21 protein-coding genes are annotated in these 23,242 nt (G+C 47.0%); 9 read left to right on the forward strand and 12 right to left on the reverse strand.

The features are described 5' to 3' along the window. The 5 genes from K8S15_03035 to K8S15_03055 all read left to right on the forward strand — a co-directional run. The coding region (locus K8S15_03035) for a hypothetical protein (GenBank protein MCD4775008.1) at positions 1 to 590 on the forward strand (590 nt) is incomplete at its 5' end. 22 nt (positions 591 to 612) lie between these two features. Next, on the forward strand, positions 613 to 1,146 hold the full coding sequence (locus K8S15_03040) for a Spy/CpxP family protein refolding chaperone (GenBank protein ID MCD4775009.1): 534 nt from the start codon (positions 613 to 615) through the stop codon (positions 1,144 to 1,146). 215 nt (positions 1,147 to 1,361) lie between these two features. Further along, positions 1,362 to 1,592 (forward strand): hypothetical protein, encoded by a 231-nt coding sequence (locus K8S15_03045; protein MCD4775010.1) that lies wholly within the window; start codon positions 1,362 to 1,364, stop codon positions 1,590 to 1,592. 2 nt (positions 1,593 to 1,594) lie between these two features. After that, a complete protein-coding gene (locus tag K8S15_03050; protein MCD4775011.1) occupies positions 1,595 to 3,283 on the forward strand; it encodes a formate--tetrahydrofolate ligase in 1,689 nt (562 codons plus the stop codon). Positions 3,284 to 3,304: 21 nt separating this feature from the next. Next, complete coding sequence (locus K8S15_03055) at positions 3,305 to 4,138, forward strand: VanW family protein (GenBank protein ID MCD4775012.1); 834 nt, start codon at positions 3,305 to 3,307, stop codon at positions 4,136 to 4,138. Positions 4,139 to 4,161: 23 nt separating this feature from the next. On the opposite strand, the gene gmd is transcribed toward K8S15_03055, so the two are convergent. Beyond that, the gene (gmd, locus tag K8S15_03060) at positions 4,162 to 5,154 is read right to left on the reverse strand and encodes a GDP-mannose 4,6-dehydratase (GenBank protein MCD4775013.1); all 993 of its coding nucleotides are present in this window, start codon (positions 5,152 to 5,154) and stop codon (positions 4,162 to 4,164) included. Positions 5,155 to 5,424: 270 nt separating this feature from the next. Between gmd and K8S15_03065 the strand changes: the two genes are divergently transcribed. Genes K8S15_03065 through K8S15_03075 form a run of 3 tightly spaced genes read left to right on the forward strand, consistent with a single transcriptional unit; the run spans position 5,425 to position 7,133 of the window. Then, on the forward strand, positions 5,425 to 6,054 hold the full coding sequence (locus K8S15_03065) for a hypothetical protein (GenBank protein MCD4775014.1): 630 nt from the start codon (positions 5,425 to 5,427) through the stop codon (positions 6,052 to 6,054). 13 nt (positions 6,055 to 6,067) lie between these two features. After that, positions 6,068 to 6,523, forward strand: a complete 456-nt coding sequence (locus K8S15_03070; protein ID MCD4775015.1) for a hypothetical protein — start codon at positions 6,068 to 6,070, stop codon at positions 6,521 to 6,523. A 31-nt stretch (positions 6,524 to 6,554) separates the two neighbouring features. Continuing rightward, entirely contained in the window at positions 6,555 to 7,133 is a 579-nt protein-coding gene (locus tag K8S15_03075; protein ID MCD4775016.1) for a class I SAM-dependent methyltransferase, read from the forward strand. Positions 7,134 to 7,224: 91 nt separating this feature from the next. Here K8S15_03075 and K8S15_03080 read toward each other — a convergent pair whose 3' ends face one another. The 5 genes from K8S15_03080 to K8S15_03100 form a co-directional block, all read right to left on the reverse strand. Continuing rightward, positions 7,225 to 8,355: a hypothetical protein gene (locus K8S15_03080; protein ID MCD4775017.1), complete on the reverse strand. Its 1,131-nt coding sequence runs from the start codon at positions 8,353 to 8,355 to the stop codon at positions 7,225 to 7,227. 99 nt (positions 8,356 to 8,454) lie between these two features. Then, complete coding sequence (locus K8S15_03085) at positions 8,455 to 9,069, reverse strand: TMEM175 family protein (protein ID MCD4775018.1); 615 nt, start codon at positions 9,067 to 9,069, stop codon at positions 8,455 to 8,457. 111 nt (positions 9,070 to 9,180) lie between these two features. Beyond that, positions 9,181 to 9,615 (reverse strand): hypothetical protein, encoded by a 435-nt coding sequence (locus tag K8S15_03090; GenBank protein MCD4775019.1) that lies wholly within the window; start codon positions 9,613 to 9,615, stop codon positions 9,181 to 9,183. Continuing rightward, complete coding sequence (locus K8S15_03095; GenBank protein MCD4775020.1) at positions 9,608 to 10,159, reverse strand: sigma-70 family RNA polymerase sigma factor; 552 nt, start codon at positions 10,157 to 10,159, stop codon at positions 9,608 to 9,610. Before K8S15_03095 ends, K8S15_03090 begins: the two co-directional genes overlap by 8 nt. A gap of 81 nt (positions 10,160 to 10,240) precedes the next feature. Then, positions 10,241 to 10,969 (reverse strand): class I SAM-dependent methyltransferase, encoded by a 729-nt coding sequence (locus K8S15_03100; GenBank protein ID MCD4775021.1) that lies wholly within the window; start codon positions 10,967 to 10,969, stop codon positions 10,241 to 10,243. Between the two features lie 199 nt (positions 10,970 to 11,168). Here K8S15_03100 and K8S15_03105 point away from each other — a divergent pair, with 199 nt between their 5' ends. Next, positions 11,169 to 12,227 (forward strand): hypothetical protein, encoded by a 1,059-nt coding sequence (locus tag K8S15_03105; GenBank protein ID MCD4775022.1) that lies wholly within the window; start codon positions 11,169 to 11,171, stop codon positions 12,225 to 12,227. Between the two features lie 154 nt (positions 12,228 to 12,381). Here K8S15_03105 and K8S15_03110 read toward each other — a convergent pair whose 3' ends face one another. The 6 genes from K8S15_03110 to K8S15_03135 form a co-directional block, all read right to left on the reverse strand. Then, positions 12,382 to 13,383, reverse strand: a complete 1,002-nt coding sequence (locus tag K8S15_03110; protein MCD4775023.1) for a hypothetical protein — start codon at positions 13,381 to 13,383, stop codon at positions 12,382 to 12,384. After that, positions 13,377 to 16,067 (reverse strand): TonB-dependent receptor, encoded by a 2,691-nt coding sequence (locus K8S15_03115; GenBank protein MCD4775024.1) that lies wholly within the window; start codon positions 16,065 to 16,067, stop codon positions 13,377 to 13,379. Before K8S15_03115 ends, K8S15_03110 begins: the two co-directional genes overlap by 7 nt. Before the next feature lie 189 nt (positions 16,068 to 16,256). Beyond that, a complete protein-coding gene (locus K8S15_03120) occupies positions 16,257 to 18,827 on the reverse strand; it encodes a T9SS type A sorting domain-containing protein (protein MCD4775025.1) in 2,571 nt (856 codons plus the stop codon). A gap of 140 nt (positions 18,828 to 18,967) precedes the next feature. Next, entirely contained in the window at positions 18,968 to 19,933 is a 966-nt protein-coding gene (locus K8S15_03125; GenBank protein ID MCD4775026.1) for a sugar isomerase, read from the reverse strand. Positions 19,934 to 19,989: 56 nt separating this feature from the next. Continuing rightward, positions 19,990 to 22,194 (reverse strand): DUF4954 family protein, encoded by a 2,205-nt coding sequence (locus K8S15_03130; protein MCD4775027.1) that lies wholly within the window; start codon positions 22,192 to 22,194, stop codon positions 19,990 to 19,992. A gap of 359 nt (positions 22,195 to 22,553) precedes the next feature. Beyond that, entirely contained in the window at positions 22,554 to 23,210 is a 657-nt protein-coding gene (locus K8S15_03135) for a hypothetical protein (GenBank protein MCD4775028.1), read from the reverse strand. Positions 23,211 to 23,242 lie beyond the last annotated feature (32 nt).

A 23,242-nucleotide genomic window follows, 5' to 3' on the forward strand; every position in this document is an offset into this window, starting at 1 on the left:
CTGATTTCAATATCGACACAACACATGAAGGTATACTGAACCCCGGAATCAAAAGTATAAATGATATACGGACAAGAAGGGTCATCGTTGAAAGGACGGGAAACGAAGATGCATCCTTCGGAGGTTGGGTTCTCACCCATATCACCCCTGCGGAATACTCACTTAATTCGGGAATAACTCAGGAAGTATTCATCCAGTCAATGAAAATCTACGAGGGTGATGAGCTGACATGGGAATGCGATTCCCAGGACACGTTCTACAGTATAGAGGATGGCCTGCCTGTACTTGTTCCCGGAACACTCATCAGGCTTGAAGTTGAGGTTCTTCACACAAATCCTCAGTACACACCTGCGTACTACGTTTACGCTCACGGGCCCTGTCCCATATGGCCCCGCCACTGGATGAACGATGATGGCCTATGGGGAGACAGGACAGCGGACGATGGAATCTACAGTTACGAATGGTACGTAGAGGCATCATCGCAGCACTGGTTCATAGCGGCGGATATAATAGATGCCGATACAATGCTCGATGAAGAGGAAGAAGATTACGATTCCGGCGCATGGGGAATCCTTGCGCTGAGTTCGTAACAGAAAGAAAAAGGTAAAAAGAATGTCACACAAAACTAAAATAGTTGGAATTGCAGCTCTTGCGCTGACTCTGCTGGCCGGAACCGCCATGGCTCAGGGTCCCGGAGGATGGGGTCGGGCAGAAGGAGGCCCTCGAATGGGTGCTGCTGAAATGGCTCCGGGACCTGGAGGACAGGGCGGATTCGGAATGGAGAACCTTGCCCGGTTCAGAATGATGTTCAGGTATCTTGATCTTACGGAAGATCAGGTCGATGAAATCCGGTCAATCACAGAAACTGCCAGGCAAGAAACCATGAACATCATGGAAGCAGCCGGAAGGCCTGAAGATCATGAAACCTTTATTGAAATCTTCACTTCCTCGATCCTTACAGTCAGTGACCTTGAAGAGGTGGCTGACCAGAGGGACGAAGTAAAGGAAGCCATGCAGGATGTAATCTTCGTAGCCATAGTTGATGTGCACGATGTACTTACTGCCGAACAGCTTGAAAAGCTGGCCGAAATTGCGGAGGAGCACGCAGGAGGAATGGGTCGTGGTCCAGGAATGGGAAACAGATAAATGAGATAACATCCTCCTAAGTTATCTGAACCTCCACACACCTCCCTACCGGACCGGGGGAAGGCGCTGCCAGCGCCTTCCCCCCTCACGTTGGGTCTAAACTATCTGAACTTTACCTCTCGATCTTTAATATTTCATCATCGACAGCTTGCAGCAGCTTGCGAAATTCGCTCCTGAGTGCAATACTGCGTCTTACGGAAGGAAGAGTATCAGTTATGTTCACCGACTTGAATACAGCTTTGCGGGAAGCCACGGGGAAGGCAGATCTCCTGGGGGAATCCTTCTGCGTGGTCTCAGGAATTAAAAACGATGCAAAAATTTACAGAATTTATCCACTGAAAGGTTTCGGCCTGCCTCCGGGCGGTACGCTTGAAGAAGTTGTTGCGCCGAAAGTTGAACGGACGGAAATTGAACCCCCCGAGAAGATCAGCACAAACGGATTCTAATGATGGAGGAGAAATTGAGCATATTTCCAACCGATATTGAAATAGCGAATAAAGCTGTTCCTCATCCCATAACCGAGATCGCAGAAGAACTTGGCTTACTGCCAGAGGATATCGACCTTTATGGAGATGACAAGGCTAAAGTACATCTTGATGCTCTTGAGAAGAGAAGAAAAGGCTACGGTAGACTTGTTCTTGTTTCAGCAATCACCCCTACATCTGCCGGTGCCGGAAAGACCACAACCACAATAGGCCTTACACAGGGACTCGCAAGGCTTGGGAAGTCTGTAAGCTGCGCAGTTAGGGAACCTTCTCTGGGCCCGATATTCGGGCTTAAGGGAGGCGCGGCTGGCGGGGGATATTCACAGGTAATACCAATGGAGGATATAAATCTTCATTTCACAGGGGATATACATGCCATTACCGCCGCGAACAACCTGCTTGCGGCGGCACTGGACAATCACCTTCACAGGGGAAACCCCTCCCGCCTGGATCCCAGAACCATCAGTTTCAGGCGTGTATTGGATATGAATGACAGATCACTCAGAGATATTATCATAGGTCTCGGCGGCAGAACCCAGGGAGTTCCCAGAGAATCAGGATTTGACATATCCGCTGCAAGCGAGATAATGGCCATACTCTCCCTGGCTACAGACATGGATGACCTGAAAAGGCGGCTGGACCGTATTTTCATTGGCCTTACCTATGACCGCGGAGAAGTTTCAGCAAAGGAAATGGGTGTCACCGGGGCTATGGCCATGCTGCTTAAGGACGCTATTAAGCCGAATCTGGTTCAGACCCTTGAAGGAAATCCTGCCTTCGTGCATTGCGGGCCTTTTGCCAATATCGCTCATGGCTGCAATTCACTTCTGGCAACGAAGATGGCTATAGCTTTCTCGGACTGGGCAATAACGGAAGCCGGATTCGGCTTCGACCTCGGCGCCGAGAAGTTCTTTGATATAAAGTGCCCTTACGGAAATCTATGCCCGAGCCTTGTGGTTCTTGTGGTTACCTGCCGAGCTCTTAAAATGCATGGTGGTGTTAAGAAAAAAGACCTTGAAACTCCGGATGAGCAAGCTCTTGCAGCAGGCCTGCCTAACATGGAGAAGCATATTGAGAATATCGGTAAATTCGGACTACCGGCGGTTATCTGTGTAAACAGATTCTCTCACGATACGGAGGAGGAACTCGATCTGGTTCTTAATCGTTGCGCAGAACTTGGAATCCCCGCTGCCGTTGGAGACGGATTTGTAAACGGGGGGAAAGGGATGGAGGAACTTGCTTCCCTTGTAGTTGAAAACGCACGGGACTGCAGCAGCACTTTCAAACCACTGTACGACTGGAACCGGAGTGTGGAGGAAAAGATTGAGACAATCGCTAAAGAGATCTACGGAGCCGAGTATATAGACTACACCAGCCTGGCAAGGAAAGATCTTCGTACGATAAAAAGACTCGGTTTTGAAAAACTCCCGGTCTGCATAGCAAAAACGCAGAAATCCCTTTCGGACAATCCGAAACTTCTTGGAAGACCCAAAGATTTTGTTGTAACGGTAAGGGAAATAGAAATATCCGCTGGAGCAGGTTTCCTGGTGCCAATAACAGGGAGCATAATGCGGATGCCCGGGCTTCCCAAGGTTCCTGCGGCCACAAAGATGGATGTTGATGATGATGGAAATGTCACCGGATTGTTTTAGCCGGACGAAACAGGCAATACCGTGAGCCGAAGAAAATCTCTTTCATCTCTTAACCCTTTTCTCTACAGGGCATCGGTGTTTATGCACCGACAGGTTCGAAGAATGAAATGGTGTTTCGGTCGAGAAAAGTACGCCCTGAGGAAATCGGATGAAACTCTTCCGGAAACGGTTGTCACCCACAGGTCTATTCTGATGAGAAAGCTACAGGGAACCGACCAGACTCTGCAGAAAAACAAAATTACAAGCCTGAGAACCGCATCCTCACGCATCGATGGGGTGATAATCAATCCCGGAGAGGTTTTTTCTTTCTGGAGATTGGTAGGAAAACCTCTGAAAAGAAGGGAGTTCCTGCCGGGGCTGCAGCTTTCCTTTGGTGAGCTGGTTTCCATGGTGGGCGGCGGCCTCTGCCAGTTTTCAAACCTGCTCCACTGGCTGGTGCTTCAATCCCCGATGGAAGTTGTGGAGCGTCACAGACATAAATTCGATCCGTTCCCCGACTACAAGAGAACCGTTCCATTCGGTACTGGAGCCACGGTTTTCTACAACTACCTGGATTTCATGTTTAAGAACAATACTTCCTGGCGGTTTCAGCTTAGAACGTGGGTGGATGAGGAATATCTGCGGGGGGAGATCAGATGCGAACAGGCTCTTCCCTGCAAATTCACTGTGGAAGAGAGAGAACATCGCTTTGTCCGGATCAATGGAATCGTATACAGAGAGAACGAACTATGGCGCAAAGAAACCGACCTGGAAACTTCAGAAATACTGAAAGAGGAGCTTCTTTTAAAGAACCACTCCGAAGTTCGTTACGATGTCTCGGAAATGCCCGGCATAGAAGTTGTTGAACAGGAGTAAACCTTTAGCCCGGGTTTCCCTTCTTACTTTAATTGAGAGTTCAGCTGAGCCAATTCGTAATCGACCATTTCGTTAACTAATACGTCAAATGAAATCTCCGGTTTCCAGCCGAGAAGATTCTCGGCCTTGGAAGCATCTCCCATAAGAACGTCTACTTCTGTTGGTCTGAAGTATCTTTTGTCTACAGTAACGTATTTTTTCCAGTCAAGATCCAGCCTGCCGAATGCCCTGTCAAGAAAATCCCGAATGGAATGGGTTTCACCGGTTGCTATAACGAAATCATCACCCTCAGGCCGCTGCAGCATAAGGTGCATCGCCGATGCGTAATCTTTCGCATGGCCCCAGTCACGTTTCGCGTCAAGGTTTCCCAGAGCGAGGTTATTCTGAAGGCCCATCTTTATCCTTGCGGCCGCGATAGCGATTTTTCTGGTAACGAAGTTTCTTCCCCGTCTTGGTGATTCATGGTTGAACAGAATTCCGCTTGACGCGTGAAGCCCGTACCCTTTTCTATAGTTAACCACCATCCAGTGCGAATAGAGCTTTGCTGCGGCGTATGGGCTTCTTGGATGGAAGGGGGTCTCCTCATTTTGGGGAGGGGGCGAAGAACCGAACATTTCACTTGTGGAAGCCTGGTAGAATTTGCATTCCCCCAGAAGCCCAACTTCCCCGATGGCATCCAGCAGCCGCGCGACTCCAAGAGCATCAACATCGGCCGTATACTCCGGCATATCGAATGAAATCCTTACATGACTCTGGGCTGCAAGGTTGTATATCTCGTCCGGCCCCACCTTTTCAAGAATTCTGTTGAGGGCGCTTGAATCGGTCATGTCTCCGTAATGGAGGAAAAGAGAACTGCGGTAAATATCAGGCTCCTGGATAAGATGTTCTATCCGTTCACGGTTGAAACTGCTTGATCGTCTGACAATACCATGGACTTCGTATCCTTTTTCGATAAGAAGCTCTGTAAGATACGAGCCGTCCTGGCCGGTGATTCCTGTAATCAGTGCTTTTTTCATGTTTCCTATCCTGTGCGAATGTTCGTATGAAGGATGCAATGCCTTGACTAAAACTTACTGTTTACTCAATTAGCACAATGCTGATCAAATCTATATCTATCACAATATATCAATACTACTACCCTGAACCGTTGAAAACCGGCAGAACAACGTTCTAATAATATGTAAAAGACTTGTCTACCGGCAAGAAGTCCCATAGTTTACATTCATGATGAAATTGTAGGGGATGATTTCATTCACAGGGATAATCAGCTTGAAGGGTGAAATTCCATGACCAGATGCTCATTCATACTTATCATTCTAATGCTTGTAACCATTATGGGCTCTCTTCACGGCGAGGAATCAGGCGGGAATCATTCACCGTATTCATTCAGTTGCGCAATCAACCGTTACGAAGATTTTCAGTGTGAACTACCCGGAGGTCTCTTATTCACCATTGAATTCATCGATTACGGACCCGAAGGTTGGGCTGTGAGGATATTCGACCCCGCCTTTCCAAGCGACAATTTCTGCTCGGTGGTAACCCCTCCTTACAGGGGAGTCAATGCGCTTCAGATATACGTATGGCATTTCCTCAACGAAGAGGGTACTGGCTTCAATGATGGTTCGGTAAACGCTCCCGGAGAAGAGCGCAGGTTCTATTTTGTAACCAGTAAGCCCGGCTTCGATATTGCGTTTGAATCCCTCTCCGGTATGCTCTGGCCTGAAAGTCCCGAAGCTCAGGAGGCTGCAATAGCTGTACATGACGGAGTTCATCGAGAAAGGGGAATACTGACAGTAAAGGAAATTGTACTTGGGGGTACTGAAGGGGACAGCGTATGGATCGACGGCATGGAGTTCGACGTGGAGCTGTTCGTTCCGGAATTTTCTCCCGATTCTTGCCCACCGCCCGGGATGTAGATATAATCCCTTCATGGGAACAAGAACTAAAATTAACTGGGGTGTATTCGGCATTTTTGCCGTGATAATAGTCGGTTTCATCATCGCCGGCTTTCTGGTATCTCCAAAATCAAGAACAGACGATGGCTATCCGCTGAATACATTCTTTTGGGGAATGGCGGGAATGTTCCTGCTGACCAATCTTGTAGTTATTGTATGGGCACGACTGTCAAACAGAAGACGGGAACGTATCGAGAAAACCTGGCTCGATGCTCAGGCAGAAATTATTGAACTGGGAGAAACTGGAACCTATATAAACAATCAGCCGAAAATACGTTTCAGGTTACATGTGAATTCTCCGGTTCACCCCCCCTGCGAAGTCATACACAAGCAAGTTATTCCCCTTACTGACCTTGCCCGGTTCCAGGCGGGAAAGACTATCATGGTAAAAGTCAATCCGGATGATCCTCAGGATATAATGCTTCTCTGACCCGGCAATAATACTCAAAGGAAGGTAGATTTTGGCAGATCATGTATGTCCAGTATGGGTAGGATACCTCCTGGCAAGCCCACTGCGGAAACTGATTGATAATCCGGAAAAGATACTGTCCCACTATGTCAATCGGGGAATGACAGTAATTGATGTTGGCTGTGCCATGGGTTTTTTCAGCCTTCCCCTGGCGAAAATGGTTGGGCCCGAAGGCAAGGTAATATGTATCGACCTTCAGGAAAAGATGGTCCAGAAACTATTCAAACGGGCGAAGAAAAAAAATATTCACAAAAGGATTGAGGTAAGAGTCTGCGGGAATGATTGTCTGAATGTTGATGATCTGGTCAATGCGGCGGATTTTATTCTCGCTTCGGCTGTAGTTCATGAAGTACCCGATGCCGTTTCATTCTTTACAGAGCTTTACGAGCTGACAAGAGAAGGAGGTAAGCTTCTTGTTGTGGAGCCGGGAAGCCATGTTTCACAGAAGGATTTTCAGTCAACGGTTGATGCCGCCGTGGAATGTGGATTTACCCTGCTTGAAAAACCGGGAACTCGTAGAAAACTCATAGCCCTCTTTCAGAAAAGAAGCTCCCGAGATCTGAATTCTTAAAAACATTTTCACAGTGCAAGGCTAACATGAATCCCCTTCATCTTCCGTTTCGTTTAGCAAAATTGAAACGGTTTCTCCACAGAAGCTTTATTTATCCTCCCTGCATCTGCAGTATGTAGATTTTCTGAAATCCGCTGAAGGGATCTTCAGCATACGCGAGAAAACCGTTCTCATCGATATGGAATCGCCATGTGCTTCCATCCTGAGGTTCACCGGCAACCCTTGCTGTGAAAAGGAACTCACCTGACGGGCTCAGAACTGTAAAAGTCGGAATGGATGGCCCACCCTGCAATACCCAGAGGTTCCCTTCTCCATCCGTTTCAAGCCCTCTTATCATGGGCTTGAAAGGATCCGGCTCAAGGCCAACCGGACTTTCATTTGAAGCGATGGCTTTTGCCCTTAGAATATTCCTTTCCATCTCCATTTCTTCTTCAGTTCTTCGTGCGGGCTGATAGGGGAGTTCCAGGGTCCGGATTTCGTTTCCCGCTGAATCGCAGGCGACTATTAAAGCTTCCTCGGTTGAACGCGGAGCGATTAAGACCATTCCCTCAGAACCCACCGCGATATCGTAACCGTACCAGTCAAGCTCAAGCATTCCAACGTCATCTGTCATATCAAAGGGCACTATTTCTTCGAAGTATGTAACAAGAGGCTCATCAGTGCCTGCTTCGTACATTGAAATGGTTATCGGAAGTACTATGTCATCTCCATCAACCTCGAAGCTTATATCTTTTCTAAGGTAGCTGTTACCCCGGGCTCCCTCAAGGCAGCTGGGCGGGATGAAAGTCCCGCAGGACCCCAGCCATTCCCCGGTGTAGTAATCGTAGGAATGAGCCCCAGGCATATCACTGCCTGTGCCCGAAAGGTGAATGTGGCCGCTATCGGAAATGGCCATGAAAGTGACATTCTGAAGTTCACCCGGACCGTTTCCCCTCCGTCCGATACTCCGTAAATAAACGCCTTCCGGAGAATATAGACGGACAGCTGATCTGCCGCAGTCAAGCACGGCGATACTGCCGTCCGGACCAAAAGCGGCACCCTCAACGCCTCCCATTACGTAGTTGGAATCCCCCATCTCCATACCGATGGAATCAACAGGAACCAGCGTAACTGTAGGATTTGTGTCTATCTGAATCATCGACGCAGTTGTTGTGCTGTTATCGGATGCGCCGCAACCGGCCACCGCAATCGCAACAATTCCCGCTGTAACGTATATTTTCATGACAACATGTCCTTTCTTAGTAATATTATTAAGTTAATACTAGAGAGGTGGCATTTTGTCAAGCTTTAAATAGTACATATAGCGTAAACTGTTAACAGGTCAGTTGATACTTTTCCTCACGAAGGGGATAAGCACGTACAGAAGAGTGGCCCATTCCTGAAATGGCCATGCCAGGAAAAACACCAGAACGGAGAAACCCGGGAAAATTACCATGCCCAGATATTTGTGTTTCCTGATCTCTTTATCGAGCCCCAGATCAGGATGCCTTCTTACATAAATGTACTCAAGATCTATTGACACGCTTATAAGAAACAGGTTAACCACGAATATCTGCACTGCAAGAACACTATCGAAATCTCCTATAACATCGGTTGTAATGGGGATGAGAGTGATGAAAAGAAGATGGAGCATGATTATCCAGTTGAGACTTGCGTCAGTCACCTTAATTCTGTCCATAAGGTAATGCTGGCCTATCCAGAAACTCGCCAGAGTCAGGAAAGATATGATGTAATGACGCAGCTCTCCTATCATTCCGGGAAGGGCCTCAATGAGTGATTCGTGCGAAGGCAATACGGCATCGACATCAATACTGAGTACCGCAAGGGTCATGGCAATGGCGTATATCCCGTCGGAGATGGCCTCTATCCTGCTTTTTCCAAGGCTTGCTTTTTTCAGGACATCACCTCCCGGCGCAAACATAAAGATATTTAACATTCATATATCTGTACAGTCGGGTTTATCGTCAACGTGATTAACGAAATTTGCCTGCTTTGATGAGAAGCAGGACAGTGATATGATCACTGCCCTGCCATTCAAGCGGGAAGCTCAGCTGTCGTCGGTTACTGTGCCGTTTTCCCTGTGCATCCAGGTTTTGAAGGCTTCATGGCCCTCTTCACGCCAGAACTCAGCGTAGTCCTGTTCCATCTCAAGCTGGAAGGGGCTTTTATCGGGCGCGCTGGGCAATTTATTTCTGCGTTTGCTGCCGCTTCGTTCGTAGTGATGGCCATGGTCCCCGCCGAATAGGATATGGCCCAGTACAACAAGACCCACCGCCTGCCAGAATCCTATATCGGGAAGACCGAAGATCACCGGCATGAGGGCATTCCAAAGCCATTTGACGAATATCCCGAATATCAGCGCCAGGGCTGTTATCCCTATAATGCCCAACAGAACCATTCCAACGATCTTAAAGACCTTTACAGGGCCATTTCCAGTCACCTCATGGTTCATGAATCTGAACTTGTACCTGCAGTCACTCATTCTCTACCTCCTGCTCTTTCTTTAGATTTCTTCGAACAGTCTTAATGCCCCGGTGCTTCCTTGCCAGAAGAGTTCCCACCGGTACGTCCCATTGTTTCGAAAGCTCCTTGAATGTTCTTTCGTTGAATTCTGTTTCAACGATTACTTCCATCTGGTCTGAAGGGAGTTCCCGAATCAGATCGAAGATAAGCCGGTGTTGAGCGCGTCTGTGGTAAAAACCCTCAGGATTGAATTTTTCGTCAGGCAGGACATCGAAAAGGCTCAGGCCGTCTTCGTTTTCCATGTCAAGGGATACGGTATCCTTCTTCGGACTTCTGTAGTGGTCGATGATCCTGTTTCGCAACGCTCTGTAAATATAGGCGGACAGGTTGGTTATGGGCGCCACAATATCCGGCCTGTCCAGAATGCCCAGCATGACATCCTGAACTATATCCTCGCTGCTTCTGTGGGAGGAGTCATCGATCATACATCTGACATACTTGACAAGGTGGTTGTAGTTGTTGTTGAAAAACACAGCCAGTGTCGACTTTCTCTGACGGTTCATAGATTAATTCCCTTCGCCTGATATCAAGGACGAAAAATTGAAGGGATTATTGCATTATCAATCGAAAGGGATACAGAACTTCTATATAAGCTTATAGATCGATATGTGCTTTCCACTGGTCGATGAAAAAACCCCGCGTTCCCAATCTCCCCATCTGTCTGCCAGTTTCATACCCGCGACTCTTGCCATCATATCCAGCTCCGACGGCCAGGTGTATCGGATCGTTACAGGACAGAGTCGTACCCCGTTGTCTGTAAGGATCACATGCTGGCTGGTTACCAGTTGCTTAAGCGGGTTATGATTTGACACATCGATTTTGACACTGTTCTCACCAACATGCGTCGCGCGGACACTCTGGCCTCGATCGAATCTCCCCAGGTCCGGAATGAAAGCTTCGATCAGGAAAGCACCGCCGCTTGTCAGGTGTTTCGCAACGTTCTGAAGGCATTCCAACTGTGCTTCCTGCGTTATCAGGGAGAAAAAAGTGTTGAAGACTACAAATATCAAATCGTACTTGCCTTCAACGGCAACCTCTGAAAAATCCCCGAAGGATACAGGTATGGACTTTCCGTCAGGTTTTCCGCGGAGCTTCTTAACCATGGATGGAGACGCGTCGATACCGTGAATGTCGATTCCCTTTTTCTTCAATGGAAGAGCAATGCGACCGGTCCCGATTCCCAGTTCCAATGCGCGGCCGTGATACGCCAGGTCGCTCAGCAACGTAATAGAGGAATCCTCAGGGGGGCCGTACCAGTTATCATAAATGTCCGCAATCCGCTCACCGTAAGTATCAGTCCCGTAATTTTCCATGAGCACCGCCCTTCATATCAGTTATTTGTAAAACTATGCAACCGGAATTTGTGAAGCGCCAGATCCGATACATGAACGGAAGGCTGACAATTCTTGACGTGGAATTCGCCGGTTATGTTATTCTACCTTTTCCTCTGTATTGTTAGTATGCTATCCCTCTGAATAATGGTACTAAGTAAATGGAAATCGGAGAACGATTATGCGAGTATTGAAATACATGTTACTTGTTGTATCCATAGGTATTGCCATTCTGATTTCCGGAATTTCCGGATGTCTTATGGCTCCCTATAGTGTTGGCGAGCCGGATTCACTTCTCTCCGAATATGTTCTTGTCTGGGACCTTATTGACTCTCACTACGCCTGCTTTTTTGCGAAGGATAACGTGGACTGGGACGAGTCGTACCATAAATTCAAATCCGCGGCAGAAGACGCTCATAACAGATCTCAGCTTCTGGATATCTGCATTGAACTCATGAGTGAATTCGAAGATCAGAACTTGATTCTCAGGGATGCACAAACCGTACTGGAAAGCTGGAACCAGGGCGATTTCCTGAACTGGGATTTAAACGTCTTGATGAGTTATATACAGGACTGGATACTACCGGATTCTATCGAATACTTATTCTACTACGACGCAATGGTAATCAGTACCGCGCTTCCTGCCGATACAGTCGGATATGTGTACATAAGCAATCTGGGCTCTGGATTCGATGTGCTATCATTCTATTCTGTAACTTATGCGATTGCAGAATGCAGCAGTATAATCCTGGATCTGCGCATGTGCAATGAAAGCGGTTTTGAGGTAAATGCTCTTTACGCTATCGGAAGGTTCTCTGAAAATGCTGTTCTTTCTTATTACAAATCTATCAGGACAGGTCCGGGAAGAAACGACATGGGAGAGATGCAGGAAGTATTCACGAACAGAAACGGCGCGTGGCAGTTCACAGACCCCATAGTTCTCCTCACAGGCAGAGATACCCAGGGCGCGGCTGAGCAGCTGGTTCTGCTTCTCAAAACTCAGCAGCATGTTACCGTTATAGGTGACACCACAGCTGGTTTTGCCAACCCTGCAGTTTCATTCAATCTTACTGCCGACTGGACCATTAAAATACCTGAGATGGTTACCTATTCCCTTGACAACACTCTTATACTTAACTCCGGAATAGCTCCCGACATTTACATTCCGGTTTCCGAGGCTGATTTTGCGGCTGGAATTGACCCTGTTCTTGATGCCGCCATTGAAATGATAGTAGACTAAACTACATAGGGGTCAAATCTTTACTCTTGACATTATGATTTCATCATTATTGCATCCTACCAAAAGATAGTTTTTATAACACGCTTGATGTCTTTCATTGTGTACCAAGATAATGTCAAGAGTAAAGATTTGACCCCTTTTTTTTTCCTTTTCTCTATTCAGCAGTTAGAACCAGCAGCGTCCCTCCGGAGCAGATTTCCAGGTCAATAGGATAACCCTGTAGATCTGTACTATGTTCAATCAGGTAGTTCCAGCAGTTGTAGGAAATCAGTCTGCTTACGTTATCACCAAGATAGCTGAGTATATAAACATGGTAGCCGTCAGGATCGGCACACATGTAGTGGATATCGCCATCTATCTGTACTGCTCCGCTCCAGCAACTCCCAGCATACGGCGGAAAATAGTTAAATATCGTTGCAATTAGTCCTTTTGAGCAGTCGAACACCGCGCAGAAGACAGTATCGTCCGGTATTGCTTCAATGGCCAATATCCCAGGGAAATCATCCATTATTCTGTTCCGCATCGGCCCGGTTCCTAGGGAAACTATTTCGGTTTCCCCCACGGTTCCGATAAGAAGGGTATCCTGAGTCTGATCGATGGCCATGCATGTGGGGCTGAATTCAAGGTAACAGGATCTGGAAGCGATGTTGGAGCTGAGTCTGACTTCGAAGATTCTTTTGGAAGTTGCACCGGCCACATAGAAGTAGGCTACTTCAATATCTGTGCCGATTTCAATATCAACGGGAGACTCGCAGAGGCTGAAATTATCCAGTACTTCCATATCGGGCACATGCAATTCTGATATCTGTCCGAATGCGCCGATAACGTAAACGCTGCTCTCGGTAGGACTGTACTCCATTTCGAAGTAACCTGAAGAGGAAGGACTGCCAACTATGAAGGATCCTGTCTGTTCGTACGTTTGGGAATCGAAACGGATCACAGTTCCTTCTGTTGTAGCTACAATGAAGCAACCGGGAAGCGGGCACAGTGACCTGGCTTCTGAGATGTTCTCAATTGTATGAACAAGGGAAAGATCAGGCGTGGATACGATGTTGACTCCCGCTCGAAGTGTATGGTCGAACTCCGTAAGATCGGTACAGCCGCTTACAGTCAGAAGTGCTGTCGCTGCGAAGAACCCGATATATTTCGTTACCATGATATACCAGCCGAAAGCATGAAATGCCTTGCTGGAGACCAGGCCCGCGGGTTCCCCGCGGAGCCGCCCGGATCACCTGATGTGCGGAAAAGATTAGTATCGTAAATGTGAATCACATTTTTTCTGTTGAACAGATTGAATACTCCCAGAACCAGATCCAGTTCAATCGGGCCTATAGGTATCGTTCTGGAAAGGGTTGCGTCAGTCTGCATGGAATAGGGATACCTCTGTGTATTTGTCTCCACCAGTTCCTCCTCAACAGGCGGGAGGGTATAGGGTATCCCGCTGCCGTATTGCCATGATAAGCCAAGCCTCGTGTTTTCCAGGGGATGAATTCCCGCCACTTCCGGACCTTCCGATTCAAATGCCCTGACCTCAACGGAAGCTGATATCGTATGCGTCTGATCCCAGTCAAGGTAGTTATCTTCATTGGAAATAAAGATAACTCCCATTTGAGAGTAATTGTACCTCTCCAGCATGGATGAATACTTGCCTTTGGCTACGGATAGAGCATACGAAAGCTGTCCGGAAATATTACTCCCCGATCGTCTGTTCAAAGTAGCTTCAATGCCCCGTACCATTCCATGGCTGTCGTCGTTGGAAAAGATGTAGTAAGTTCCCTCACTGTGGTCTTTGGTGTTTACCAGGCCAGTAATGTCTTTGTAATACGCTGCCAGAGAAAATTCTGTGAAGTTATCAATGAAATGCCTGATTCCTACTTCAAATACCTGTGTCATCTCCGGGTCAAGATCAGGGTTGCCGGCTACTATCTTGTTTTCAGCAAGGTTGTAGGATGTTTGTAGGAAGAGACAGTTCATTGAAGGCAGCTGGAAATGGTGTCCGTACGTTGAAAAGAAGACTGAATTTTCGCTGAAGGGAACTGAAAAGCCCACCCTGGGGCTGATATGCCATTTCTTTTTAACCCGTACTTCAGTGCCGGATTCGAAATCGATTATAGAAGTATTTGCATCGAACACATCCGCCCTTACTCCGGCTGTGGTTATCACTCCTCCTGAGAACCTGTAGCTGCCCTGAAGGTAGCAGGAGCCCGAATGAGGGTAAGCGTTCCACTGGGAGGTGAATACATTTCGAAAGGACTGAGCAGAAACATTGTACTGATAAAGGTCGTAATAGTCTGCCGAAATCCCCGCCTTTATTCTTGTTCTGGTATTGGGATTCGAGTCAAAACCCACCATTAAGCTGCTCACCGTTGCTTTGGAATCGTACCATACATTAGGATGAATCCCTGTGTGATAGAATCCGGAGGAATCCGCAATTCTTACTTCCGGCGCGTACTGGGAAAGCCAGTAGGTGGGGCATGTGTTTTCGCCTATGTAACCACCCTCCTGTGACCGTATACGGTGCCAGTCCTGGAACTTCATAATGCCCATCGTGAATTTCAGGCATGTTTCGCTTCCAAGCAGCTGTGTGGCGTTGAATGTGACTCCTGCTGTTTCGCTGAAGCGTATTGGAAGGGCGTAATCCTGACTTCTCCCCAGGTATGCCGTACTATTTATGTAGGCTGGCAGATGGTACCTTGACCAGGCCCACTCATTCCATCCCCTCTCGCTGTAGGAACCAAGAACGGTAAGAGCGAAACTGGTTCTATTCATCGGCCTGTAGGTTAACTTCGTAATACCCGACATGTCTGACTGCCAGTTATTCTCCCATCTGTTACGGGTATCAAGAGAATCTCTGTCACTCACGGATATCTGCCCGGACGCGCTGAACCTCATCTGTCCGGGAATTCGAATTCCAATGGCAGGAAGAAGCAGTTCCGTTACGGGTTCAGGGCCGGATACACTCCCTTCAAAACCTGTAAGGTTTCCTCTGCAGTTCTCAACATCCGTTTCTTCCATGAAAAGCTGTTCTCCGGATTCAAAGGAAGTTGTTGTAATGTCTCCGTAACGGAAGATCATTGAACCGTTGTAGGAATCGCTACCCTCCTTTCCAATGAGGTTAACAATTCCCGACATGGAGTTTCCGTATTCGGCACCAAGCCCTCCGGTCATCAGAGTGGCGTTTGAAAGGGCTCCCAGGGGCAGTTCAAGGCTGAAACTGTTATCTATTGGAGAACGAATTGAAATACCGTCAAGAAGGTAATCCACCTCTCCGCTGCGGCCTCCACGTACATGCATCTCGCCATGGCTGGCTACCACACCCGGCTGGAAGGCGATAATGTCAACAATACTCATGGAAGTCTTTGTTCTGATCTCGGTGAAATCCATCAGGTGCAGGGTTGACGGAATATCCTGAAGGATATTGCTTCTTGTCTCCTCAACAGTGATAACGGTTGAGCCGGTAGGGTCTTCAGACAGTATGAAATCAACACGGCTGAGCTGATCTGCAATCACATGAATACCCTGTATCCTGGAAGTAGATCTGCCCACCATACTTGCTTTTACCGTGTAAGTGCCCGGAGGAATCCCCGCGATGATGTATTCTCCATTTGAATCCGCCATTGTGCCCAGCTGAGTTCCCTCAATCATTACAGTGGTTCCAACAAGCGGATCTCCGTCTTCGTCCGAAACCGTACCACCCACGATTCCCGTTGTATCAGCAATAACGGAACATGTAAACAGTAACAGCGCGAGGAGTACCAGTACGGGCATTTTGTAAAGAGTGCCCACCCGTACAGGTAAGAACGAGCGATGTAAAGAAAAATCTGCTGTTACTTGCTTCAATGTATCTAACCTCCATCAAACTGAGAAATTGGAAATCCGGTCATCGCTTTCAGAACAACTGCCAATATACAGATATAAACTTAGGGAAGTAACCGTAACAACAATCGAAATTAAATTTGCTCTCCGTCACAAGCCCGGTACTTCTTCCCGATTAATGAAAATAGTAAATAGAGTTTAAATACTATGGTCTTATTCACATACAGTCATGAGCCTCGTAACGGTTTTCTCCCCGGCATCCAGCCTCACAGCGTAAACACCAGCGGGAACACTATCATTCCAGTCAATTACGTAACTTCCGCTGACGAATGAATTCTGCTCAACCCTTGATACAAGCCTTCCGCTCAGGTCGTATACGCCAAGCAACATATCACATGCGGACGGCAGAAAAACGTTGAAAGCGAAACAACCATTACCAGGATTTGGTGAAACGGTCAGTCCTGGCATATCTACCGTTACGATTTCACTTTCCTCGATTCCTTCAGGAGTAAAACTTATATAGATCGCGTAATCAGCCCCGGGAGAAGTAGCTAGAGCTACATCTATTTCACTGCAGTATTCGAAGCATGCCGCGTCAGCGCCGAGATTCTCCATTTCACTGTCACGGTGTATTCTGCAGGGAACGAAACTGCCTGTTCTTCTGGCTTCTGTAAGAACAAGCCTTGATCCATCTACAGCGTAATCAACATCGATTACATTGCCGGAACTTGCGTAACTGTGCGTACCGGTAATGGAACCCGTAGAAGGATCAACGGTTTTAACAGCCCTATTGGAGAAAAGCCCTATTGCGAACTGATCGGAGATACTGTCGTACGCAACCCTCATGGGATTGTTACCAACGATCCATGTTCCCACAACCGAGGAGGAAGCGCCGTTAATATCTAAAAGCGAGTAGGTACCCCCGTTGTAGTTGGATACAAGAGCTCTGGAACCGTCATTGTTGAAAGCTATCTGAAGGGGAAAAACCCCAACCGTAAGATCGGCTACGATTGTGTTGGTGGCGGTATCAATAACCTTTACTTTATCATCAAAGGACGCGGCCACAAGGCAGTATGCTCCATCAGGACTTACTCTTACATCGCTTGTAACGCCGCGTGCTGACCATACTAGACCTATAACACCGCAGGGGATTTCAGCGATCTCGATACTGGAAGCTCCATCAAGCTGAACAACGGAAACCGTATTATCTGAAATGTTCCCAACGTATGCGTAACCATCATCGGGAGTTATTGAAACGACTGAAGATCCTGAGCCGGTTAATACATCAGCCACAATGGTATTGGTCTCAAGATCTATGATCTTCACTGAATTGGAGTTGAAGCCACATATAACCGCCCATTTCGAATCCGAAGTTATCGCGACATCCTGAACCCTGTCCCCTATCTCAAGTACAGCATCGACCTCAAAAGTAGAAAGATCGATAATGCTCACATTGTCCGACATGGTGTTGGAAACAACAGCAATTGAGCCATCGGTTGTTATTGCTGCCCTTCGTGTTCCATCACTTTCAACGGAAGAACCTGACATTACATCACCGAGGTAATTCGCTGAAGATCCATCAAAAGTGTAAAAGAAAATACCTTCATGAGTTGTAGGATCATAGCTTGCGGTGTTGTTCGCGGCAGGGGATACGCAACCGAAGGACTGGGTGTCTCCCTGGTACTGGGCAACCATGGTCTCCGTGGCAAAATCGATAACTGAATATCTGTCGTTTCCACAAACAGCGAGAGAATGATCGGGAGAAACCCCAATCCACAATGGCGAGTAAGTATCGGCAAACGTCACGAAATCATTCGTTAGGAACCTTACAAGCGTACCTGAATTGTTATTTGTTGATATGAACGCCTTGGATCCATCCTGATTAACGGCGATTTCCCTTGTTACTCCGGGAAAGTAGCCGGAAACAGAAACAGTACGATCAACGGTAAAAGTAGAAAGGTCAATTCTGCTGAGTGAAACGGGGAATTCATCGCTGAGGGCTACAAGGTAAGCTCTATCTCCGGACAGCGCGACATTCTCACACTCCGAAACGGGAACGGCGTAATCAACGTTACCGGTCGAAGTGTTGAAGAACAGCACATCCTTTATGCCGTCACCAGCCGCTAAATAGTCACCGCCGCAAACAGGTTCAAATCCTGAAAACCTGATGAATAAGCGGTTATTTTCACTTGCGTAACCAAAACTGGTGAGCCATAACGGGAAATTGCTGATAGTAACGGTATGCGTCAGAGAAACAAGATCGATAACTTCGCAGACATTATCGACATAACACGCTACATATGCATAATTGCCGTCATCGCTTATTCGAAGAACCCAGGGCTGATCCTCGACAGGGAAAGAAGCGGTAAGAGAATAATCGGAAAGGCTGAAAACGTCTACCTTGTTCACGGAAAGTTCGGAAACAACCATGTATTCATCGGAACAGGCAATTGCAATTGGCATGCCCTCAACGGCCAAAGTCGTATCAACAGACATGCTGGCCCAGTCAATAACGGTTACATTATGACTCAGGTAATTACATACAAGAACCTTGGAACCGTCGTTGGTAAAGGTAATGTTGAACAGGTAATCGCCTTCCGGAACGATTCCCGGCTCAACGTAGGAAATACTATCAGCCCGAGCAGAATTGAATAGAGGAAGTAACTGGTCAACGGTAATACCGCTGTTTACATCAAGTTGAACGAAGTCATTAATAATCGCGCCATCTTCCGAAACACCACCGAGAGCAATAATACACATTACCATATTTGCGAAAGTCAACATGGAGACACTCCTTAATTGAAAAATGAATCATTCAGTCGCAAAATACACAGAAAATATTTATTAGTAAAATAATAAACAAAATTTATAAGGAAAGGAAGTAGTTATTATGGGACTGGATACTGGAATTAACTCATATCCGATTACTCTATGAGTTCATTACCTATCTTGCGGGCACGGATTGGCTTATCGAGATTAATACCCAGATACAGACCAATTTCAACAAGTAAACTCCAGCCTGCGCATAAGTAAACATAGGGATTCATCTCACCGGAATCGGGAACTCGTATTGTTGTAAAAGGTGTATCTCTATCTGCGATTGCCACGACTTCAAGCCCGACACCTTTGATCAGAACATCCTGAAATTTCTCAATTTCCTCATCGAAAGGATCTACAACAAAAACAATATCGTTCTTTTCCATGACTTCTTCGATGCCATGAACAGCGTACGTACCTTCCAGATAATTAGACTTTTTCCGGGTGATTTCATTGGTCTTAAGAGCCAGTTCTTCGGCAACTCCATCGTTATAACCCGCGAAATAGATAGTTCCTGCCTTTGCCGCCGTTTCAATAATGTGGGGGTCGATAACCATCGTCAGCACTTCTTGAATGCTTGCTGCCAATTCCGGTAAAGCAGGCGAATTTCTGCCGTTTATATGGTGCAGAATGGATTCATAGAACAGAGCCTGTTCAACAACGCTCTTCGTTGCCGCCACAGCTTTTTCCGAACCGCACGTAAGGACAAACGTTTCTTCGCAGACATCTTCCAGAAGGGTTCCTGTGCCGGCAGACAGCGCGTAACAGCAATTATTGCCCGCCTCCATAAGTTTCTCCGCGATCAGCACCACTTCTTTGGTTCTTCCGGAGTTTGACGCGCAGAAAACAGCAAAGTCGGAAAGATCATATTGTGATGCCTGGCGGGAGCCTTCAGTAGTGATACTTACACCCAGTCCCATTGTCAGGGCTTTGCGGATGGCGCTCTTCGCCGGGAAGATTCGGCTCGAACCTTCTCCTGTCAGAAAAAGCTTCCCGACGGATTGAATATCTTCCGCGACAGCTCGTGTCCGGGCTGAGTTAAACCCTCGCACCACATCGACAGTTTCCAGCATTTCACGCACAAGCGCGTAATCAGAATATTTTTCCTCATGTAGATTCACTTTCTGTCTCAACTCCTGCTTCCGGCATCAGCTGCCAGTTTTCTGAATTTTTCTGTTTCTTCTCTGACCTGATGAACAAATTCGTTGTCTTCAATTGTTCCGATGGCGGCATTCATTTCAGCTTCATTCCTGTAGGTAGTTTGACGGAACGAATTGTCGAAATCCTTTTTTCTTGAAATGTAAACCTGGTCTCTGATGAATTCCTGTATTTCCACAGCCCTGGCCAGAGCCGATGTCCATTGTTCCTTCGAGGGTTTATCGGTTCCGAGTAATTTGCAGAGGGTGGCAAAAGAGTGCTTCTGCTTTTCAAGTGGATAAGCTTCCCCGAGAGTGTCATACCTGCCATGGATATCATCCCAGCCGCGGAGTTTGCCTGACCCGATATCCGATCTTATCTGATCGACATCTTCCTCGGGTATGATCTGTCCGCCAAGGTTAACCCATTTGCGAACCCGTTCTCCGGACAGCCCTTCGAGGATAACTGCATAACCAGCCTCCCGATTTACGCTCAGATATGCGAGAAGATTCTTTATCGCGTAATGGTGAAGCATATCACCATATGCGTGATAAGCGTTGTACGCTTTGAGAATCACAACCTTTCTGTTTGATTTCTCCATGTTTTCACCAAGGATTTCGAGAGCGTTTACCGTTTCGGAAGGCCCGGCAAGAAGCTCTCGTCCGGATGCGGCAAGTTCGTCATCATTCTTACCATCGGTAGGTTTGCCGTTAAGCCGCAGGCTTGCCTTTGCGGTCCATATTTCCAGCAGACGGCGGGCATTGAATATCTCCTCAGCGGTATCGGGCGCCAAATAGTCAAATTCGATGTTCTGAATTTTTCTCTTGCGTCCATCACGAATTTGAAACTTCCAGGAATTCCTTGCGAGGGCGTACATATTGTACAGCCACCAGAATGCAGGCATAATTTCAAGCCGGTCACTCGCGGAATTATTACCAAGCAGTGAGAATGGCAGGGGAATATCAAGCTCGGCCGGGTAATCAGCTTTGGACAATAGCACATAAGAAGCAAAGCGACAGGATTGTTTAACACTCGTGCATAAGCCCGGCCAGAATCCGCGGCCCGCTTGAACTTCATTATCGTTTGCTCTGCTGTTGTGATTGGAACCTATTGTAGCTCCCGCGGCCATATTGCTCTGACCCATTACGACGGAGGCTATCAGAAAGGAATTGTTGTGGTGTTGTTCGTGTGCCGGGAAAATAAGATTGTTAAGCACTTCGCAGCATGAAACGGTCGAATTGTCCCCCAGGAACGAGTGGATAAGCCTGGCGCCGTACTTAAGGTTTGAGTTGTCGCCAAGAATGAAACGGACAGCCTTGCAACCATAGAAAATATGGCATCCGAAGCCTATAATGCCGTTCACCAGTTCAACACCTTCTCCGATCATCGTTTTTTCCGATTCCGAAGAGTTGATGGTTAGATTCTTAAGTTTGTTAATACCTTTTATGTAGCAGTGAGAACCTATTTGAACATCCTTGATAGCTCGAGAGTTCCTGATAACGCATTGGTTACCTGTCATTCCGTAGAAACCGCGGCGAGAGTCGAAGCTGTTCTGCGTTAAATCCTTCAGTCTTTCAAGTAATACAGTATCGTCACGGTACTTCGCCCAGAGATAGGCATCGGCGGTGATAATGCCGTTGAATGGTATTACATTCCGGCTTCCGGATTCATTCATCAGGTTAAGCCATATGCGAACGTTCTCCGTTTCACCTTCCTTGACAATTCCGTTACCGAATTTAGCATGGTTTGTTGTATGCATCTCATCGATGCTGTACAGAATGCAGCGATCACCGATAATGAAATGCGACAGATATCGGACATCATGAATCGCAACATCATCCCCTAAATCACAGGCAATTATCACACTGTTCGTAATACCTGTCGGTACCCGCAGTTCATGATGTTCAAGAACTACATTTCGTATATTCCCAATTCGCACAAGTCCGAAAAACTCAGAATTCTTTATCTGAGCGGTATTGAATTGATCTGTTACAAGTATCTCATTCCAGTTATCACAGGTATTTCCATTCAGCACCAGTTTTTCGATTTCATGAGACAGAAGATGCCGCCATCGATCTTTCCGCGATGAATTCTGACTATTTCGAAGGTAGTATTCATCTTCACCCTCGGGAAGGTACTCGACGGGAATAAAACCTTTTCCGATGCTATCCGATGAAAGGATTGAAACGGTACTCATAATATGCGCTCCTTTGATTCTTATTAACTAACTCGGATTATATACCGTCTTTTTTTGCTGATGAAAATGACTGATGAAATTCCGGCTGGAACGACAATCGCGATTACAACTGTCTTTCACCGGATGTCGAAAACTTCTCCGCTGACTGACTGCGGAGGAGACATATCCGCACGCAGTCGCGCACAGAGTACCAGAATCCCTTCCCACTTGAGTGTGCGGTTGTATGCTAAATCACCGATTGCTCTTTCGCGATACTCAATCTGATGATGTCAATTTGTGCGGATTGGGTTGTAGATTATCCCGCAATCAAGTCAGATGGTTCTCTTGACGATTGATATACGCGCTCAACCGGGGAAAAATCAGTAGTAAACATCGCAGAATGATGCAACCATCTTCACAATGGAACCAGCCTCAGCTTCGGAGGAGAGAAAAAGCTTGTAGTTATAGTAGTAGTAACTGTCATTAACGTCATCGATTATAAGATCAATTTTTCCATCTCTGTCGAGATCACCGGCCCACACAATCGCGATGAAAATCGAGGAATATTCATCACCCGGACAGGTATCCGTGATATGCTGGCGTATCTCACTGTTATGCAGGAACAAACCATCTTCAGTGGTAAACAACCGGGCTTCCTGTATACCTGGAGCATTCAGTATAATTGAAGTATCGGGATTCAAAAGCTGATAACCGTGAAATGCAGCAGGCACAGCCCCCACAACAAATTCCATTTCCGAAGACGATACGATAATCAGAGGCTCTTCAGTTTCATCGGGGATCTCAACCCTTAATCCAGCGGGTCTCTCCCATTCTTCCAATGGCGGTGTTCCCGGGATCAGCTCAAGTTCAACCATCCGCAGTTCGAAAACGGAATCCGTTTCAAAGAGCCCGTACCAGGGATCTTCATATTCAACCCAATCATGATCAAAGACAGATGCTGTAATGATCCTGTAATCACCGGTGTCTTCTCCGGGAATGCCCGCCACAAGAATCATCAGACATAGTAATCCATTCATATCTCAAACAAATCCTTTACTCCAATAGTATT

The organism is Candidatus Aegiribacteria sp., from assembly GCA_021108005.1.
Lineage (GTDB): Bacteria > Fermentibacterota > Fermentibacteria > Fermentibacterales > JCC-6 > Aegiribacteria.

Coding starts and splice junctions, on each gene's coding strand:
- K8S15_03040 (MCD4775009.1), top strand. CDS start 613: ATGTCACACAAAACTAAAATAGTTGGAATTGCAGCTCTTGCGCTGACT.
- K8S15_03045 (MCD4775010.1), top strand. CDS start 1,362: ATGTTCACCGACTTGAATACAGCTTTGCGGGAAGCCACGGGGAAGGCA.
- K8S15_03050 (MCD4775011.1), top strand. CDS start 1,595: ATGGAGGAGAAATTGAGCATATTTCCAACCGATATTGAAATAGCGAAT.
- gmd (MCD4775013.1), bottom strand. CDS start 5,154: ATGAAAAAAGCACTGATTACAGGAATCACCGGCCAGGACGGCTCGTAT.
- K8S15_03065 (MCD4775014.1), top strand. CDS start 5,425: ATGACCAGATGCTCATTCATACTTATCATTCTAATGCTTGTAACCATT.
- K8S15_03070 (MCD4775015.1), top strand. CDS start 6,068: ATGGGAACAAGAACTAAAATTAACTGGGGTGTATTCGGCATTTTTGCC.
- K8S15_03080 (MCD4775017.1), bottom strand. CDS start 8,355: ATGAAAATATACGTTACAGCGGGAATTGTTGCGATTGCGGTGGCCGGT.
- K8S15_03085 (MCD4775018.1), bottom strand. CDS start 9,069: ATGTTAAATATCTTTATGTTTGCGCCGGGAGGTGATGTCCTGAAAAAA.
- K8S15_03090 (MCD4775019.1), bottom strand. CDS start 9,615: ATGAGTGACTGCAGGTACAAGTTCAGATTCATGAACCATGAGGTGACT.
- K8S15_03095 (MCD4775020.1), bottom strand. CDS start 10,159: ATGAACCGTCAGAGAAAGTCGACACTGGCTGTGTTTTTCAACAACAAC.
- K8S15_03100 (MCD4775021.1), bottom strand. CDS start 10,969: ATGGAAAATTACGGGACTGATACTTACGGTGAGCGGATTGCGGACATT.
- K8S15_03105 (MCD4775022.1), top strand. CDS start 11,169: ATGCGAGTATTGAAATACATGTTACTTGTTGTATCCATAGGTATTGCC.
- K8S15_03110 (MCD4775023.1), bottom strand. CDS start 13,383: ATGGTAACGAAATATATCGGGTTCTTCGCAGCGACAGCACTTCTGACT.
- K8S15_03120 (MCD4775025.1), bottom strand. CDS start 18,827: ATGTTGACTTTCGCAAATATGGTAATGTGTATTATTGCTCTCGGTGGT.
- K8S15_03125 (MCD4775026.1), bottom strand. CDS start 19,933: ATGCTGGAAACTGTCGATGTGGTGCGAGGGTTTAACTCAGCCCGGACA.
- K8S15_03130 (MCD4775027.1), bottom strand. CDS start 22,194: ATGAGTACCGTTTCAATCCTTTCATCGGATAGCATCGGAAAAGGTTTT.
- K8S15_03135 (MCD4775028.1), bottom strand. CDS start 23,210: ATGAATGGATTACTATGTCTGATGATTCTTGTGGCGGGCATTCCCGGA.